Raw genomic sequence first — 15,904 nt, forward strand, 5'->3', positions numbered from 1 at the left:
GTGGTACAGTGCATCAACAGTTAAGGATACACGAACAGATGATTTTTGTCAGTTGTGTCGTAAGCCTGTGAACCAGGGGTTCCATCACTCTCCCTCTCGCCAGGGTTGCCTTGCAATTCAGGAGATGATGACATAGCCCATCAACTATTACCATTATTATCCCCGCGTGTCAGACGAAAATCAAAGTCCCATCCCGAAGAGTAGTACCTCCACCACCACTCGCCGCAAGCTGCCCCTTGGGGAAAAACACATTATCGGTTTTCTGTTTGTCATATGTCTGTTGTTGACCGGTTTTCTCGGCAGCATGCTGCTGACGCTGAAATGTCTGGCGATTCCAGATCTGCGAAGTGTCGCCAACTATGCTCCCCTCCAGGCCTCTATTATTTACGACAGGCATGGTCATGAGGTCGATCGCATCTTTACCGAAAACCGCACAGTAGTGCAACTAGATGAGATGAATCCATTATTACCGAAGGCCTTTGTTGCAGCGGAAGACGGCAGATTCTTCGAGCATCCTGGCCTTGACTGGTTTTCGGTTGTTCGGGCGATCTTTGCTAATGTGCGAAGCGGCAGAAAAAGCCAGGGCGGCTCGACAATCACTCAACAGGTGGCACGGGCGCTGCTTCTTTCCCCGGAGAAAACATACATCCGAAAATTCAAGGAGGCTATTCTCGCCTGGCGGATCGATACGCTGCTTACCAAGGAAGAGATTCTCTTTATTTATCTCAACCAGATCTATCTTGGTGAAGGCGCCCACGGGGTTGAAGCGGCAGCCCGGGTTTATTTCGACAAGAGTGCTATCCAGCTGAATCTTGCAGAGGTAGCTCTGCTGGCAGGATTGCCGCAAGCACCATCGCGGTATTCGCCGCTGAAAAATCCCGATTTGGCCCGAGGCCGACAGCGGTATGTCTTAAACCGGATGGCAGAAGATGGCTATGTCAGCGCTGAATCGGCCCGCGGCGCCTATGAGAAGGAGTTGAACCTTCGGACTGTTCATGAGCCCTATGCTGCTATGAACGGCTACTACCTTGATACAGTGAAGAAACAGGCTTTTGAGATACTTGGTCGACCGCTACAGGAGGCTGGAGCAAAAATATACACTTTTCTCGATCAGGACCTGCAACAGCAGGCATATAACGCGGTTGGCAGTGGTCTGAAGGCGACCCGCTCACGACAGGCCCTGAAGGGGGCCGTATCCCGGGAGGTTCCGCAAGGGGCGTTGGTCTGCCTGGAGAGAAAAACCGGTAAGGTACGAGCCATCATCGGCGGTGCTGACTATACCCAGTCACCCTTTAACCGGGCTACCCAGGCCCGTAGACCGGCTGGCTCAATTTTCAAACCGTTTGTTTATAGTGCAGCCCTCGAAAACGGCTGGCAGTCCAACTCGCTCATCAGTGACGCCCCGCTGGCAATATCCGGCCGTAAGGGTTCGACCTGGCAGCCAAAGAACTATACTGGACAATATCATGGTGAAATATCGCTGGAGACGGCTCTAGTCAATTCTTACAATACTGCAACGGTGCGGCTGATGCAGCATGTCGGTGTGAAGAAGGTCCATGAGATAGCAAAGAAGGTAGGAATTACCGCGGAGATGCCTCCGGATCTTTCTCTTGCCTTGGGGGCGGTGGATGTTTCGCTACTGGAAATGACGGCTGCCTACTCCACGTTTGTCAATAATGGACGTCGGGTAAGTCCTGACTTTATCGATGCAATTGTGGTGGATGGCCAGAAAAACGTCGTGCCGCTGCGCGCTCCAACTCTTGCGATGTCGCCGACTGTCGCCCTGCAGATGCGAATGATGCTGGAAAAAGTCATCACTGACGGAACCGGTAAACGGGCTGCAGGATTGGTTGGGAAGAGTGGTGGCAAGACAGGTACTTCAGATAATAACAGAGATGCCTGGTTTATCGGTTTCAATGGGGATTATCTGGCCGGGGTGTGGGTCGGGCATGATCGGAACCAGAGTCTTGGCAATACCGAAAGCGGTGGCAGAACGGCTGCTCCTATCTGGCGTGAATTCATTGGAAAAACGAAGTGAAAAAAATGACTGACATCGTTTGAAAAAACGATGGATGATGAGGGATGAAGAGAGTGGGAGAATGGAATCCAGTGGCGCTAAGAAAACTCAGCGCCACTGGACAGCGCAGATTATAACTTAGTTACATCCTTTGCTGCCGGGCCTTTCTGGCCGTCAATTACTTCAAAACGAACACGCTCGCCTTCTGCCAGCGATCTGAATCCGTCGGTCTGTATTGCTGAATGATGCACGAAGATGTCTTTGCCGCCGTCCTCTTCGATAAATCCAAAACCTTTCGCATCGTTAAACCATTTTACTGTTCCTACTGCCATTGTTACTACTCCTGTATAAAGATAGGGTTATCAGCCCCTGAGATAATGATTGGGTGCTGATGTATGATTCGGGCGTGTGCCCGGTGGTACCTCATGAACGTCGAACTAGCGTCTACGCTTGCCTTTTTTCTGGGGTTTGGCTTCGCGACAGACGAGCTGACGGTTTTTGTATCCTTGTTTGTTCAAGGTTTCCATTGCTTTGTGACCGTCGGTGCGGTTTGCCATCTCGATGAAGGCGAACCCTTTCGAGCGACCGGAAAACTGGTCGATGACGAGATTTGCTTCGACTACCTCTCCATATTGATTAAAAAGGGCCTGAACTTCAGCCTGGTTGATGTCATAAGGAAGGTTGCCGATAAAAAGTTTCACGTAAAAAAATCTCCTTGAAGCTGTGACCAGCACGGGAAGTTGTCGGCAACAAAAATGCAAAGAGAGGACTGCAAGAAGGATGTCGAGAAAGACTACGCGTGATCTATCTAAAATGTGTTAGGGTCTGAACAGTACAATAGATGGGGCTTGATTACAAGAAAATAACGTGCGGAGGGTCACTCGGAGTGGAATAGATGAAAACAGGACCGTCACGTGGAAGTGGCGGTCCTGTCCTTTTACAAGTCGTCTAGCAGGATTAACCGAAAATGCCTTTCAAGGTGAAGAAGAAAAGCATCGACATGATAGCACCGGCCGGCAGGGTGATCAGCCAGGATACGATGATGTTCCCCACGACCCTCAGATCGAGTGCGCCAACACCGCGGGCGAGGCCGACGCCAAGGACAGCACCTACGAGAATGTGGGTGGTTGAAACCGGCAAACCGGTTCTGGAAGCGAGAACGACGGTAGTTGCGGCAGCCAGTTCGGCGCAGAACCCACGAGAAGGTGTGAGTTCAGTAATTTTTTTGCCGACTGTCAGCATTACCTTGTAGCCGAGGGTGAGCAGACCGAGGACAATGCCTCCTCCGCCAAGCAGCAGAATCCACAGGGGCAGATCAGACTTTTGGGCAACCTCGCCGCCGGAATTGACAATGCTGACGACAGCGGCAAGGGGGCCGATACCGTTGGCAACGTCATTAGAACCATGGGCAAAGGCCATGGAGCAGGCGGTAAAAAGCATCATCGGGGTGAAGACCTTTTCGACACTGGCAAAATGGAAGTCGCGATTGCGGCTGATGTCTTCTTTGATATTACGGACAAAAAACCAGCCAAGACTGGCGGTGAGCAGGCCGATGATGATGGCAATGAGAAAGCTCTGGCCGGAGGAAAGCTCGATCTTCAGGTGTGTCAATCCCTTGAAAAGGGTGACCAGGGAGATAACGAAACCGACCAGAAAAATATACATAGGAGCATATTTTTTAGCGTTACGCAGTGGTTGGTCGGTATCAAAGATAAGCTTTCGGGTACTCATTACCAGCAGGAAAGAGATGATACCGCCAATGGCTGGCGAAATGACCCAGCTAGCAACAATGCTGACTACCTTGGTCCACTGTACCGCATCGGGCCCGATGCCAACCACTGCAAAACCGATCAGGGCACCGACAATCGAGTGAGTAGTTGAAACCGGCCAACCTTTCGCAGAGGCAATCATTAGCCAGAAAGCTGCAGCAAGCAGAGAAGCAAGCATGCCGTAAACCAATATCTCGGGGTTGTCGGCAATTCCGGTGGGAACAATAATTTCCTTTCGGATTGTGCTGGTTACATGACCACCAGCCAGAACAGCTCCCGCAAACTCAAAGAGAATGGCAATAGCGATAGCCTGTTTGATGGTGACAGCACCGGCTCCTACCGAGGTGCCCATAGCGTTGGCCAGATCGTTGGCACCGATACCCCAGGTCATGTACAGACCAAAAATTACCGCCATGATGACCATGACGGTTCCATAACTCGCAATAATATCCATTTTTTCCTCGTACTCTTTTATTTGGACAGGAACAGCAAAAGTCTGTCAGCCATGTTTTCTGCCTGATCGGAAATGTTACCAATCAATTCAAGGATGTTATACCAGAACATGACGGAAACGGGGTCCAGTTGACCCTCGATAGCAAAGAGCGCCCGACGTGCCTTATGGAGGATGGTATCGATATTGTGTTCGCTACGGCGAACACCGGCTATCATAGCGGAGACTTTGTCATTTTCCCTTCCACCGAAGCCGACTTCAAGCAGTTCATCAAGCTGCTCGATCATGTTTTTTGCCTCAGAGATAATCTCCATGGTACCTTCCAACAGTTCGTCCAGTTTGGCCTTCAGCGCTTCCGGGACATCCATATCGCGGTAGGTGACGATCTGGCTGATGGTCTCGGCGGTATCGGCAATACGGTCCTGATCGCTGATCAGGCCAAGCAAATCCTTACGATCAACTGGCAACAGGAGCGAGGTTGGCATATTGAGACGGAATGTCGCTTTGATCTGGTCCGCCTCGGATTCCAATTCAGCAATCTGCCTCGCCACCTCTTCTGTCTGGGCGGTGTCTTTGGCATAGACGGCGTCAAAAAGCGGCGGTACAAGACATATGCAGGAAAAAACGATCCGCATATGTTCCTGTATGGGTTTGAAAGGAGAGCGTCGGAACAATCCCGACAACGGGGTGGTTGACCTTATGGGCATGATCATGAACCTCGAAGTGAAAATGGTTTATACCAGCTGGTATCGTCTTTCACATCTCGCAAACATCGGCAGTTTGCGAGATGTTACAAATGTATGAAAAACCGGTTAACTTACTCTGAAGCTGGTCCAATTGCCACAAATAATCTCTTGGGCCATAATGCTGAAAAAGCGTTGTATTAGTGGGTATTGGTCCTTGTTTAACGTATTCCTAATACAAATTTAATATTAGCTTTCGTTTTCGTTTCGGTTCAAGCAAAAAGGAACAATTGATCTATTGTCAGTCAGCAGCTTATTGAGGACAAGTGAAAAGCGAAGACCTATTGCTTGAGGTTATGTCGGGCTTGAAGATCGTTTTCAAACGTGGTTTTACTTGAGATTGTTGATAAGTTGCGTCAGCGGTTCAGCTGGATAGCTTAAAGGGATCAGCTCATCCTTTATCTGCTGGAAAATCGCCGGACCTTGTTGATGAGCACTGTAAATGATGTGATGGTTCTTAATGGCTCCGACATTTTTCCATACCGATCCAAACGGATCCAGCGGTGTGTGGCCGGCCACGAAAGGGGTGCCTTTGGTGAGCCCAAGAGTTTTTCGAAATCGCTTGATATCTCCTTTGTTGTAGCCGCCAGGATAGTTTGCTCGCTGGAGGCGGGTTCTGGTTACTTCCCGGGCCAGAGAATCGTTTTCGCCGATATGCACAAGGTCCTCATAAGACACTTCGGTGCGGGGAGGACCGGCGTGAGTTGCATAAAAATATGGAGAAGTGACGATATACGGAAGGCTCCTGTAGTAGTTTTCCATCTCGGTGACGTATTCTGCTCCCCGCAGCTGGTTCAGGCGCTCCCGCATCAGAACGCCCTGAGAGATCCCGTTTTTACTGATATCGGTGGAAAAACTGTCGTGGTTTCCGCGAATATAAAAGAAATTCTCAGGGAAGTGCAGTTTGAGCGCAAAGATGAGGTCCATCATCAGAATGGAGCTGTCCATCTCCTCCATTTCATCGAGATTTTCCGAATGGACCGCATCTCCCAACAAAACAAGGGTTACCGACTTTGACCTGAGGCAGCCAAGCAGACAGTTTTCACTGAGAATCTTTAGGAGGTTATCTACCTCGGCGTGGAGATCACCGACAATGATAGGCATTGCACGCTGCTGCAGATCGACGATGCCGCCAGGTTTATGGTCACGGGTCAGGGGCCGCAGGGGCTCGTGGGCCATGAGCTTATTGACTTTACGGATCTGTTCAAGGGCTGTGTTTTTTTGCAGAATATCAATAGGGCCTCCATAAAGCTGCCGTAGAAAGAGAAAGGACTTGTATCGATTGGCGGCGACACGTTCACGGTAATCGAGGTCGTCGAATCGAACAAGTTTGACACCTACCGTTTCATCAATGGGAGTGATCGTGAGATCTCCCCTGGTGTTGGTGACGGTAACGTGGCGTTTGGCAACTTTCTCGGAAAAGTGGAGAATGTCGTCATATTCCTTATTGGACCTGCCAATGATGACAGTCTCGCCGACCTTGATCCGGACAAAGCCCGCAGGGGATATAGTCGAACAAGCCTGCGGTGTGTTGATAATCCAGTTTTTTTGTACAGATTTGCGATTAACCCCAAGCGGTATTTCCGGATGAAAACAGAGACGTTGGTCGCCCAGCAGCATCTCGAATGTTCGGCCATCGTGGGCTATACGGTTTACACCGCTTATTCGTTGAACATCGTTGGTGATGGTAAACCAGTTGGATTTTCCAAAACCGAAGAGTTGCTGCCAGCCGGCCAGGGTCTTGAGGCTCGGACGCGGCGGCTTACGGGCGATGGCCCAGCGCGGTACAGCGGCTACCCCTTTTTCGGCGATACGCATGGGTTTTCCTTCAAGGCCTTTGCGTAGGTAAATATTCATACCGGCTCGGTGCATATAGAGAGCGATCTCCTGGTAGGCGAGGATCTGTTTTTGCACCATCTCTTCGCTGAGCGCGGAGTCCACCGGAAAATACCCTTGATTCTGACGGGCCATGCGCCGTTGAAAGATCACTTCAGGGTCCGGCAGCAGAAACTCGAAGATATATTTATCACGCCAGTTGGTTTGGAAAAACCGTTCACCGTTAGGCGGAATCCGAACACGGGAAGTCTCGAGTGCAAGAGGAGGATCGGCAGCAAGCCATTCCTTGTCGAAGACTGTGAGAGCTTCCTTGTGCCCATAAAAAGGCATACCGAGATGAACTTCGCGGGGCCGGTAGATGAGGGTCTGGTCGCGCCACCAGCCTTTTCTTGTAAGATCGATGTAACCTTCGTTAGGCCATCCGCGTATTTGATTAATGTAGTAGGATTTGCCTGCTCCAGGAGGGCCAGTCACCACCAACTGAAGGTATTCAAGGCCGATTGGCATGGAGATGCCGCGGATGATCTGGGTGTTTTTGATGGGGACGAGGATTTTTTTCAGTAGATCTTCCATGTTCAGTCGGTAGCAGGGGCAAAATACGTATTTGGGTAAAAAACTTTCATACCCTCAAGCACGCAGTATGCAAAGGCGAAATTGTTTCTGCGTGCATACAAGGTTTAGGTTTGAAGCTCCGGTTGAGTTTTTCAGCATACTCAGGTCTTTTTCCCGATGTCAAGAAAAGGTGACGAAGTCGATAATATAAGGTACATATATGATGTGAAAAAGGCGAGATGGCGTGGACGAACGAGCAGAGGAGTTTTGGCATGGATTATTTTTTCGAAATCAAAGACACTGGCCAGTGCCCGTTACGTGGATTCATCGTGTCTGCCGATTTATACCATGTCCAAGGCGTCCGATTTGTGCTGAAGGATGAAAACAATAGTGCTTCCACTCCCCCGGGACCGTTGCATCGTCGCGTACAAGAGCAGATAGAAGCTTACCTTCAGGGGCAATTGCAACAATTTGATCTGCCCGTCAAGGTCGCTGGCACTCCATTTCAGCAGCGGGCGTGGGCTATAATGGCTGAGATCCCGTTTGGAGAAACTCTAACATATGGCGAGATCGGTGTACGGCTGGGTGGTGCCCATCTGGCCAGAGCTGTCGGGAACGCCGCTAATAAAAATCCATTGCCGCTTATTATTCCTTGTCATCGAGTCCTCGGCAAAAACGGCAACTTGACAGGGTTCGCCTGTGGTACCGAAACCAAGGCATTTTTGCTTGCGCTTGAACGAGAGAGCCTCGGCGGTTAGGTCGATCGCAGGGGTAGGTAACAATCACCACGGTAAGGATGATTGAATTATGGAAATTATCATCGGCTCGATACCGCCGCTTGCGCCCCAGTCACGTAAACCCCAGGAAAAAAATGGCCAATTGGTCGAGGGACAGCTGCTCCATGTCAGGCAGCCCCGTAAAGGCATTGCCGGTCCTTCCGGTATGGAGCGACGGGGAAAAAATGTCAAGGACCCCTTGAAAGGGAGAGTGCTCACCGTGCTGGTTGCCGATGCAAACTCTCTACCACCTGATCTTGACAGTGGCAAATACGCTGTACAACTCCGTTTCGTTCGCAAGTAGTCTTCTCCTTCTCATTCCTCTTGAAAAAGAGAAGCCCGCCGGTAATAGACCGACGGGCTTCTTTATACTGACTTTTTCTCAAATTCACTTAACACCCCACAAGGGGGCTACGCACATTTGTACAGATTATCTTCTTGTTATTTTACAAGAAAATAATCTGTAAGGTACTAATACGGATTCATTGTCCAGATAGCACAGGGGCAGGTGTCGGCACAGAATCCGCAGGCGATACATTTCTTGTCGTCTGAGACATATTCAAAGGTAGCACCATTTTCTCCAGTAACTCCCGGCGCAAATTCCACCCGGCTGATGGCTCCGGTGGGACAGATGGTCTCACAGAGGTGGCAGTCACGGCATGAGGCACAGGAGAGGCAGCGATCAGCCTGTTCGGTTTCGGTGGTGCCAACCATATCCGGCATATAGTGGGTAATGGTCAGGGCTTTCTGGAGCACTACAGGCTTGGCAAACGGTTTCCATTCGACGCCTTGCACTTCGGCGATGATAAATTCGGCCGCTTCCTTGCCGGCACCAAGAGCGTTGGTGGCAAGACCGGGGCGTTCGACATCACCTATCGCCAGAACCTTGCCGTTGGATGTAACATGGGCTTTGCTGGTGGTGATCCAGGACGCTCCACCGACAGTAATGGTTTCCACGGATTCCGGCAAAAAGGAGAGCGCCGGTACATCGCCGATAGATATGAAGACACTCTGAGCCGGAATCACCTCGCCTTCGGTGGTAACCAGTCCCTGCTCGTTGACTTCTTTGGTGAAGACCGGCCACTGGAACTGGGCGCCTAGGGCTTCGGCGGCCTCTTTCTCCTTGCCAAAAGCCAGCGGCTTCTGGATATCCACTAACGTGACCTTTTCTGCGCCAAGACGGTAGGCCTCGCAGGCGACGTCGCAACCCACGTTGCCCGCACCAATAACAACCACTTCGCGGCCCACTTTCATGGGGGAATCGCTTTTTGCGGATTTGAGGAAATCGAGGGCAGGCGTAACTCGCTCGTTGCCTGGGAACTGCAGGCGACGCGGCTCATGGGTGCCGATGGCGATCACTACGTAGTCGAAATCGTTCTGCAGCTCGGCAAACTTCGATTTGGTCATGGGGGTGTTGAGGGATACCGTGATTTTGTCCATGGCGGTGAAACGGGCAATTTCCATATCCCAGATGGCCTGGGGCAGACGCTCCCAGGGGATGACCTGAGCAAGTTTGCCGCCAAGTTTATTGTCGGCTTCAAAAATATGGGCTTCGACTCCGGCCAGGGCCAGCTGCCAGGCGACGTTCATTCCAGCGGGCCCGCCACCGATAACAGCAACTTTTTTACCAAGCGAAACGGCTGGTTTTGGCGCAGGGAAGTGTGAAACCGCCCGGCCAAGAATCTGCATATCGATGGACGCATCCACTCCGGTTCTGGAACAGTTCTCCATGCAGAGGTTGGGACAGACGGCGCCGCACACTGAAGCCGGCAGTGGTGTATAGCGCAGGAGCATATCATACGCTTCGTCGGCTTTGCCTTCACGGATAAGCCGCAGGCGGTCGACGGTGGGAATATGAACCGGGCAATAATACGTACATGGTGCGGCTGATTCGCTGTTGGCCCACCATGGTTTTTTGCGGCGCAAATCACCGGTAACGATGGCTGGGATGGGAGATCGGTCAAGTCCCGGTGCAAGGTCGCGAAGGGGGTCACCGCCGAAGGCTTTGTTCCAATGTTGATTACGGAACTCAGCCATGGGCATGGGTCCAGAGAACATAAGTGCCCGCTCTTGCGGGGTGACGGCAATCAGGATATGCCACTCTTCTCGTTTGGTGAGCGTTTCCTGAAGGTCTTCGCGATGGATTTTCTGTAGATAGGCAGGCATCCGTTCAACGAGCCATTGCCACTGTTCATCATTTGGCTCGGTGAGACGTGCACTGGTTTTGTGGAAAGAATCGTCGATTTTTCCACGAAAATAGATGGTTCCGCCTACCATGCCCACACAGGGACGATATCCGAGGATATTTTCCGGATTTTTGGCTTCGATGCCGCAAACTACAGCGATGCCGCCGCAGTTGAACTCGGCGAACGAGTCACCGGTGGAACCGAGTACCCAGAGCTCAGGCTTCTGATAGTCCGGGTTCCATTTGGTCATTGTCAGGCCACGGGCACCGATGGAGCCGGCTATATAGACCTTACCGGCGGCCATGGCGTTGCATGCGCCGTTGGTGGCATCGCCAAGCACCGTGATTTCGGCACCAATATTGAGGTAGCCGACGTCATCCGAGGTGGCGCCCTCGCAGCAAATGGTTGTTCCGGGCATGCCCATACAACCGAGACGCTGGCCGGAAGGACCTTTTACCCTGATGTCGAGTCCGCCTTCACGCTGCAGACGGATGCCGATATTATGTTGACCATAGGTTTCGAGGAAAAGGGAACCGGATTCTGATGCGGCTTTGCGCACCAGTTTCTCAAAATCCATGGAACTGATTCGTTGGCCTTGTTCGTTTAGGCCTTTCACAACAGTCGTAGTCACTGAAAACTCCTCATGTCAGATACAGTGGCACATACGTTCGGGTAGTGCCATGTCGTATATTTTGTTCTCGGCCTGTTAGCACACATATTTGATCTGCAGACGTTCCGCGGCAGCCTTGTCGGCTATGCCGAGCGCATCGGACATGCCTACGGGAAGTGACTGGGAGCGGCCGAGCGGAGCCATGATCTTCTTCACCTCGGTGTTGATCGACATGAACACTTCCGAGACCCTTTCGGCGACCTTGTCCTGATCAAGACGCCTATACAGCTTGGGGTTCTGGCTGGTGATACCTTTCGGACAGATACCCACGTTGCAGACGTTGCAGCGATTCTTTTCGTTGCCAAGACAACCGGCTACTGCCTGCATGATGTATTTACCGATATGGACACCCGATGCACCTAGCATGACCAGCGCCATGCCATTCTGGGCCACATTGCCATTCTTGCCGATACCGCCTGCTGCGAAAATGGGTATCTCATTCTGTTTGCCCTGGGCGGCGAGATCGAGATAGCATTCGCGGACGCAGGAGGCGACAGGATGTCCGGTGGCGTCCATGGAAACATTGTAGGCAGCACCCGTGCCACCGTCGATGCCATCGATCATGAGGCCGGCGGCATACGGATTCCGAACCAGGTTGTTGAGTACCGACTTGGCTGAAGTGGAAGCGGAGATCTTGGGGTAGACTGGCACCTTATGTTCAAAGGCCATTGACAGGGTCTGGATCATCTTCATGACACTCTCCTCGATGGAGTAGAGGGTCTGATGAACTGGCGGTGAAGGCAGATCTACGGCCTCGGGAACACCGCGCAGGCGAGCGATAAGTTTAGACACCTTGTACCACATTAACAGGCCACCATCACCGGGCTTGGCGCCCTGGCCATATTTGATTTCTATGGCTGCCGGCAGGCATTGCATATCCGGAATGGCGCGGATAATCTCGTCCCAGCCGAAATAGCCGGATGCGATCTGGAGAATAATGTATTTCAGGTAGGGACTTCTGAGTACCCAGGGGGGACAGCCGCCTTCACCAGTACACATCACCACCGGTAGACCGAGCACCTCATTGCAGTAGGCAACTCCCTGGAGCATCCCGAGCCACATATTGGGTGACAGGGCACCGAAAGACATTGAACCGATGACGAATGGGAAAATCTCCCTGGTCGGAGGAATCCAGCCGCCGGAAATTGTATTTTCCAGGAACTCTTCTGGCGATAATACCCTGCCAAGAGTTGTGGTGACGTTGAATTCATGACGGCCAGCATCAAGTGCCGGGTCGGTCAACATTGAAATACGGTCGAACATGATGCGATCGAGCAGGGTTGGTCCCTCGACGTTTCTTCGACCGCCGCGTTTGTTCGGTTCACCCTTCATGTTGTTGTAGAAGAGCGCGCGGTTCTCATTGGTATTGGCAACCGGTCCAATCGCTTCGTTGGGGCAGACCATGGAACACATGCCGCAGCCAATGCAGGCGTTGGCCATGGTGGTTTTCTGGCGGATACCTGTAAAGGTCTTGTAGTCGCTGCCTCGTTTCTTGCTCAGGATCTCGAGTTTCGGCATCCTGACCCGGCGGTAGGTAAGCTCAATAGACTCCTTCGGGCAGATGGCGGTACATTGACCACAAAGGGTGCAGCGGTCCTCGCGATGCTGGATGATCCAGGGGACGTCGGCGTAGGTCAGGCTGCTTGGGGTAACGGTAACTGATCGTGCTGAGACCATATCTGTAATTCCTTTCTATCGGGGGGGATGATAACTGTATGTTCACGCATGGGCTGAAAATCGAACGCCGGATCACGGTCGGGAACCATGGCATCGACGCCGCAGAGTTCAGAAGCAATGGCCCAGGCTCCGTCACGGCCACCTACTGTTGCCGGGCGCATCTTCTTCTGGTCCATGACCAGCATGCAGGTTTCATCGGGCAGGGTGCCGATGACGGCATTCGGTCCGTCAATTATCAGACGGCGGCACACTTCACGTAAGCCTCTCAGAAAATCGCCTTGCGGGTGAGTCTCCAGCTCTCTGGAACTGAGCGGGGTTATGATATGCTTGTAGGCCTGCAGCGGCAATTTGAGCTGTCGAAGCGTATAGTGGAGGATGTGGGCAAAGACCTCAGAGTCGCTCTGATACCCGATATATCCAGGGATGTTTTTTCCAAGCAGCCAGTCACGAATAGGCACGAATGCGGTATTTTCACCGTTAGTCATTGTTGCGATGCCCTGAATGAAAAAGGGATGGCAGGCGTAGAGGTTGATGCCGTAATTCGTATTCTGTCGCCCCTGTGCCATGCAGACGCGGGACTTTATCTGGCCGTCCCAAAGGCAGAGTGCCTCTCCGATCTCCATCGGCCAACCGACCTCCTTGATCATGGCAACGTCAGGATAAAACGAGAAAACGGTCAAATCGCCATTGTTCTCCTCACCGATTCGACGCAAGTCGAGACGCGTGCGGAGCATTTCTTCCTCCCGTTCCTCCTGTGGGCGGTCTTTAAAGGCCGGTGGCATCCTGTATGCCCTCAGGAAATAGCGATAACGCATTTTGCCGGACATTTTTTCAGGATTCATGGCGAAACGGTGGTCATATTTGAGCTCATAGCCCCGATCATCCATGTACTCGTCCATCCGCTGCTCGGCTTTGCGGGAATGGGCAATACCGGAGAGAATGGGGAACCTTGGGTTGTATTTGAAGTCTTCAAACTCCATACCACGAAGCAAGAGGCCAAGCCCGGAACCATCATAGCCTTCCTTCATGGCTTCCATGGCTTGCAGCACTTCGTACGGAGAGAAGGGTTCATTCGCTGTTTTTAGGGCTAAGCGACACATGAGTTCTCCTGGTGAATAGATAGAAAAGCGCCCGGGAGGGCGAAGTTAAAACGTCTCAAGAGGTACACGCCGGGGGGGGAGTTCCTGCCGGATGAAATACAAAATAGATGGTGCTGTACTGATGAACTGATATGTATAAATAACTGATTCGATAAAGTCAAGAAAAATGGCAGATCCGCCGGAGCCGCGAATTTATGCTATATTTTCTGTTTTTAACAGCCGAAAAGAAGACTGCGGAAAACGTAAAAAATATCTTTCCAGGAGATGAAAAATGAAAATTTCCACCTCAACTCTTGGCATGGATGCAACAATGACTCACAGGGACGTGCAAACGAGTCAGGGCAAACTTGCGGCTGCGGCCACAAGTGGAGTTTTAGATCAATTTCAACTGAAGATACCAGCATTTAGCTCATCAATGCAGCGACAAGCTGTTTGTGTCGAGGCAAGTTCTTGTCTAGCGAAATCATCGGTCTCAGGAGATGGTTGGACAGTAGCACATGAACAGGAAGAAAAAAACACTGTTGGCCGGGTCGTTTCCGAAATCATTAATCAACCCGTGCAGGTGAGGGAGTTCAGCAGCATAGATCGAGGAGGGCAAAGCTTTTCCGCTGGTTTGGAATCGAAACCACTCGATCAACAGAGAGATGCTTCTCAACTTTCAACCCGAATGTCCCTTTCGCTCAAACAGATCCACTACCAGGAGGAAACACTCAGAGTCAGTACCACGGGTACTATCGAAACCGCAGATGGGCGCACTGTAAACCTTGGCCTTGATCTTGCCCTTGAACGGGTGGAATATGCGGAGCAGGAGTATGTAACCGGTATATTAGCGGCCCGGTTTGTCGACCCTTTGGTTCTCTCGTTTGATGAGGGACTCAACGTTCTTGGCAATAGCCAGTTCAGCTTTGATCTCGATAATAATGGAACTTTAGAAAAAATTGCCAGTCTCCGTTCCGGCAGCGGTTTTCTGGTGCTCGATAAAAATGGCGACGGTCTTGTGAATAACGGCAGTGAACTGTTTGGTCCTGAATCTGGCTACGGGTACGGTGAACTTCGGTTTTATGATACAGATAACAATAACTGGATTGATGAAAATGATGCGATTTTTGATCGGCTTCAATTGTGGATGGGGGGCGGTAGTGAAGATGGCCACCTGGTCAGCTTGCGGGACGCTGGGGTGGGGGCGCTTTCATTGGCGTCAGTAGGGACGGATTTTCAGTTGAAGGCAGCAGACGGCCGAATTCTTGGTCAGATAGGCAACGCTGGGATATTTCTCACCGAAGCTGGTGAAGTCCGGCCATTGGCCGAAATTGACCTGGCGGTAGATCAGGAGACTCCGTCTCACACATGGCCGGAGTTTTCCGGGGAAATGCAGGAAGCCTTACGCTTGTTGCGTGAGCTGGTGATAGAGAGAAGGCGTGTGGCGCAACTCAGGTTCCTGGCACAACACGAGAGATTGGAACAGCGGCGAGAAGGTCTTTTGGAGCGTCTCTTTGCCTTAAAGGATAATAACACATCCCTGTTAGGTTGAAAAAAAGAAGGCCGGGGCAGATATTGCTGCCACGGCCTTCGGTGATAATCATTTTTCCCGATCTCTTTTAAAAAGAGATGAAGAGAGAGTTCCAGAAATTATCTTAGAACTTTGCCGATATTTTTTACCTGGTCGACCTTCTCTTTTATTTCGACAGCTTCTTTGACACCGGGGATGTCGTCCACCAGCGATTTGGTCTCATCCTCTATGCCACTCACCCCTTTTTTGAAGGAGGAGATAGCTTTGCCAAGACCGTGGCCGATTTCCGGCAGTCTCTTGCCGCCGAAAACGAGCACGCCGATGGCGAGTATAACAATCAGTTCCGGGGTGCCAAGTCCAAACATGGTCGATCTCCTGCAAAAGGGGCGGGACGGCAATCAGACCGTCTTGTCGCTGTTGTCTTTCTTTTCTTCGTCGATTTTTTTAGCCGTATCGTCCTGACGGGTTGCTTCCTTGAAGTTTTTGATACCTTTTCCGATACCGGAGCCGATTTCAGGGAGTTTTCCCGCTCCGAAAATAATCACTATAATAACAAGAATGACAATCAGTTCCGGCATTCCAAGTCCGAACATAACTCTACCTCGGCAAATATTAAT

At 51.4% G+C, this 15,904-nt stretch carries 15 protein-coding genes; 5 read left to right on the forward strand and 10 right to left on the reverse strand.

Features of this window, described 5'->3' with window-relative positions; translation table 11 throughout:
- The first annotated feature begins 166 nt into the window (after window positions 1-166).
- Entirely contained in the window at window positions 167-2,038 is a 1,872-nt protein-coding gene (locus tag BUF15_RS12335; protein WP_073613795.1) for a penicillin-binding protein 1A, read from the forward strand.
- 110 nt (window positions 2,039-2,148) lie between these two features.
- On the opposite strand, the gene BUF15_RS12340 is transcribed toward BUF15_RS12335, so the two are convergent.
- The 4 genes from BUF15_RS12340 to BUF15_RS12355 all read right to left on the reverse strand — a co-directional run bounded on the left by BUF15_RS12340 (window position 2,149) and on the right by BUF15_RS12355 (window position 4,872).
- On the reverse strand, window positions 2,149-2,349 hold the full coding sequence (locus tag BUF15_RS12340) for a cold-shock protein (protein WP_073613796.1): 201 nt from the start codon (window positions 2,347-2,349) through the stop codon (window positions 2,149-2,151).
- A gap of 105 nt (window positions 2,350-2,454) precedes the next feature.
- Window positions 2,455-2,718, reverse strand: a complete 264-nt coding sequence (locus tag BUF15_RS12345) for an RNA recognition motif domain-containing protein (RefSeq protein ID WP_073613797.1) — start codon at window positions 2,716-2,718, stop codon at window positions 2,455-2,457.
- Window positions 2,719-2,974: 256 nt separating this feature from the next.
- Complete coding sequence (locus BUF15_RS12350) at window positions 2,975-4,240, reverse strand: inorganic phosphate transporter (protein WP_073613798.1); 1,266 nt, start codon at window positions 4,238-4,240, stop codon at window positions 2,975-2,977.
- Window positions 4,241-4,257: 17 nt separating this feature from the next.
- A complete protein-coding gene (locus BUF15_RS12355) occupies window positions 4,258-4,872 on the reverse strand; it encodes a TIGR00153 family protein (RefSeq protein ID WP_234981168.1) in 615 nt (204 codons plus the stop codon).
- 10 nt (window positions 4,873-4,882) lie between these two features.
- Here BUF15_RS12355 and BUF15_RS27380 point away from each other — a divergent pair, with 10 nt between their 5' ends.
- Window positions 4,883-5,041 (forward strand): hypothetical protein, encoded by a 159-nt coding sequence (locus BUF15_RS27380; protein WP_200802380.1) that lies wholly within the window; start codon window positions 4,883-4,885, stop codon window positions 5,039-5,041.
- Between the two features lie 269 nt (window positions 5,042-5,310).
- Here the strand turns inward: BUF15_RS27380 and BUF15_RS12360 are convergent, their stop codons facing one another.
- Window positions 5,311-7,389: a metallophosphoesterase gene (locus BUF15_RS12360; protein ID WP_073613800.1), complete on the reverse strand. Its 2,079-nt coding sequence runs from the start codon at window positions 7,387-7,389 to the stop codon at window positions 5,311-5,313.
- A 251-nt stretch (window positions 7,390-7,640) separates the two neighbouring features.
- Here BUF15_RS12360 and BUF15_RS12365 point away from each other — a divergent pair, with 251 nt between their 5' ends.
- Both BUF15_RS12365 and BUF15_RS12370 read left to right on the forward strand, forming a co-directional pair.
- Complete coding sequence (locus BUF15_RS12365) at window positions 7,641-8,126, forward strand: methylated-DNA--[protein]-cysteine S-methyltransferase (RefSeq protein WP_073613801.1); 486 nt, start codon at window positions 7,641-7,643, stop codon at window positions 8,124-8,126.
- Window positions 8,127-8,175: 49 nt separating this feature from the next.
- A complete protein-coding gene (locus tag BUF15_RS12370) occupies window positions 8,176-8,448 on the forward strand; it encodes a hypothetical protein (RefSeq protein WP_073613802.1) in 273 nt (90 codons plus the stop codon).
- A 167-nt stretch (window positions 8,449-8,615) separates the two neighbouring features.
- Here BUF15_RS12370 and BUF15_RS12375 read toward each other — a convergent pair whose 3' ends face one another.
- The 3 genes from BUF15_RS12375 to BUF15_RS12385 all read right to left on the reverse strand — a co-directional run bounded on the left by BUF15_RS12375 (window position 8,616) and on the right by BUF15_RS12385 (window position 13,777).
- Complete coding sequence (locus tag BUF15_RS12375) at window positions 8,616-10,961, reverse strand: FAD-dependent oxidoreductase (RefSeq protein ID WP_084553947.1); 2,346 nt, start codon at window positions 10,959-10,961, stop codon at window positions 8,616-8,618.
- A gap of 75 nt (window positions 10,962-11,036) precedes the next feature.
- A complete protein-coding gene (locus BUF15_RS12380) occupies window positions 11,037-12,677 on the reverse strand; it encodes a glutamate synthase-related protein (RefSeq protein WP_073613803.1) in 1,641 nt (546 codons plus the stop codon).
- On the reverse strand, window positions 12,635-13,777 hold the full coding sequence (locus BUF15_RS12385) for a class II glutamine amidotransferase domain-containing protein (protein WP_073613804.1): 1,143 nt from the start codon (window positions 13,775-13,777) through the stop codon (window positions 12,635-12,637). The genes BUF15_RS12380 and BUF15_RS12385 overlap by 43 nt, the downstream gene beginning before the upstream one ends.
- Before the next feature lie 271 nt (window positions 13,778-14,048).
- Here BUF15_RS12385 and BUF15_RS12390 point away from each other — a divergent pair, with 271 nt between their 5' ends.
- Window positions 14,049-15,308 (forward strand): hypothetical protein, encoded by a 1,260-nt coding sequence (locus BUF15_RS12390; protein ID WP_073613805.1) that lies wholly within the window; start codon window positions 14,049-14,051, stop codon window positions 15,306-15,308.
- A gap of 98 nt (window positions 15,309-15,406) precedes the next feature.
- Here the strand turns inward: BUF15_RS12390 and BUF15_RS12395 are convergent, their stop codons facing one another.
- A complete protein-coding gene (locus BUF15_RS12395) occupies window positions 15,407-15,652 on the reverse strand; it encodes a Sec-independent protein translocase subunit TatA/TatB (protein WP_073613806.1) in 246 nt (81 codons plus the stop codon).
- A 33-nt stretch (window positions 15,653-15,685) separates the two neighbouring features.
- Complete coding sequence (locus tag BUF15_RS12400) at window positions 15,686-15,880, reverse strand: twin-arginine translocase TatA/TatE family subunit (RefSeq protein WP_073613807.1); 195 nt, start codon at window positions 15,878-15,880, stop codon at window positions 15,686-15,688.
- Window positions 15,881-15,904: the final 24 nt, after the last annotated feature.

The sequence above is a fragment of the Desulfopila aestuarii DSM 18488 genome, assembly GCF_900143695.1.
GTDB lineage: Bacteria > Desulfobacterota > Desulfobulbia > Desulfobulbales > Desulfocapsaceae > Desulfopila > Desulfopila aestuarii.

What these genes read in the sequence shown, in the direction of transcription:
- BUF15_RS12350 (WP_073613798.1), bottom strand. Translation starts at nt 4,240, where the DNA reads ATGGATATTATTGCGAGTTATGGAACCGTCATGGTCATCATGGCGGTA.
- BUF15_RS12355 (WP_234981168.1), bottom strand. Translation starts at nt 4,872, where the DNA reads ATGCGGATCGTTTTTTCCTGCATATGTCTTGTACCGCCGCTTTTTGAC.
- BUF15_RS12395 (WP_073613806.1), bottom strand. Translation starts at nt 15,652, where the DNA reads ATGTTTGGACTTGGCACCCCGGAACTGATTGTTATACTCGCCATCGGC.
- BUF15_RS27380 (WP_200802380.1), top strand. Translation starts at nt 4,883, where the DNA reads ATGGGTTTGAAAGGAGAGCGTCGGAACAATCCCGACAACGGGGTGGTT.
- BUF15_RS12365 (WP_073613801.1), top strand. Translation starts at nt 7,641, where the DNA reads ATGGATTATTTTTTCGAAATCAAAGACACTGGCCAGTGCCCGTTACGT.
- BUF15_RS12360 (WP_073613800.1), bottom strand. Translation starts at nt 7,389, where the DNA reads ATGGAAGATCTACTGAAAAAAATCCTCGTCCCCATCAAAAACACCCAG.
- BUF15_RS12380 (WP_073613803.1), bottom strand. Translation starts at nt 12,677, where the DNA reads ATGGTCTCAGCACGATCAGTTACCGTTACCCCAAGCAGCCTGACCTAC.
- BUF15_RS12390 (WP_073613805.1), top strand. Translation starts at nt 14,049, where the DNA reads ATGAAAATTTCCACCTCAACTCTTGGCATGGATGCAACAATGACTCAC.
- BUF15_RS12400 (WP_073613807.1), bottom strand. Translation starts at nt 15,880, where the DNA reads ATGTTCGGACTTGGAATGCCGGAACTGATTGTCATTCTTGTTATTATA.
- BUF15_RS12370 (WP_073613802.1), top strand. Translation starts at nt 8,176, where the DNA reads ATGGAAATTATCATCGGCTCGATACCGCCGCTTGCGCCCCAGTCACGT.
- BUF15_RS12385 (WP_073613804.1), bottom strand. Translation starts at nt 13,777, where the DNA reads ATGTGTCGCTTAGCCCTAAAAACAGCGAATGAACCCTTCTCTCCGTAC.
- BUF15_RS12340 (WP_073613796.1), bottom strand. Translation starts at nt 2,349, where the DNA reads ATGGCAGTAGGAACAGTAAAATGGTTTAACGATGCGAAAGGTTTTGGA.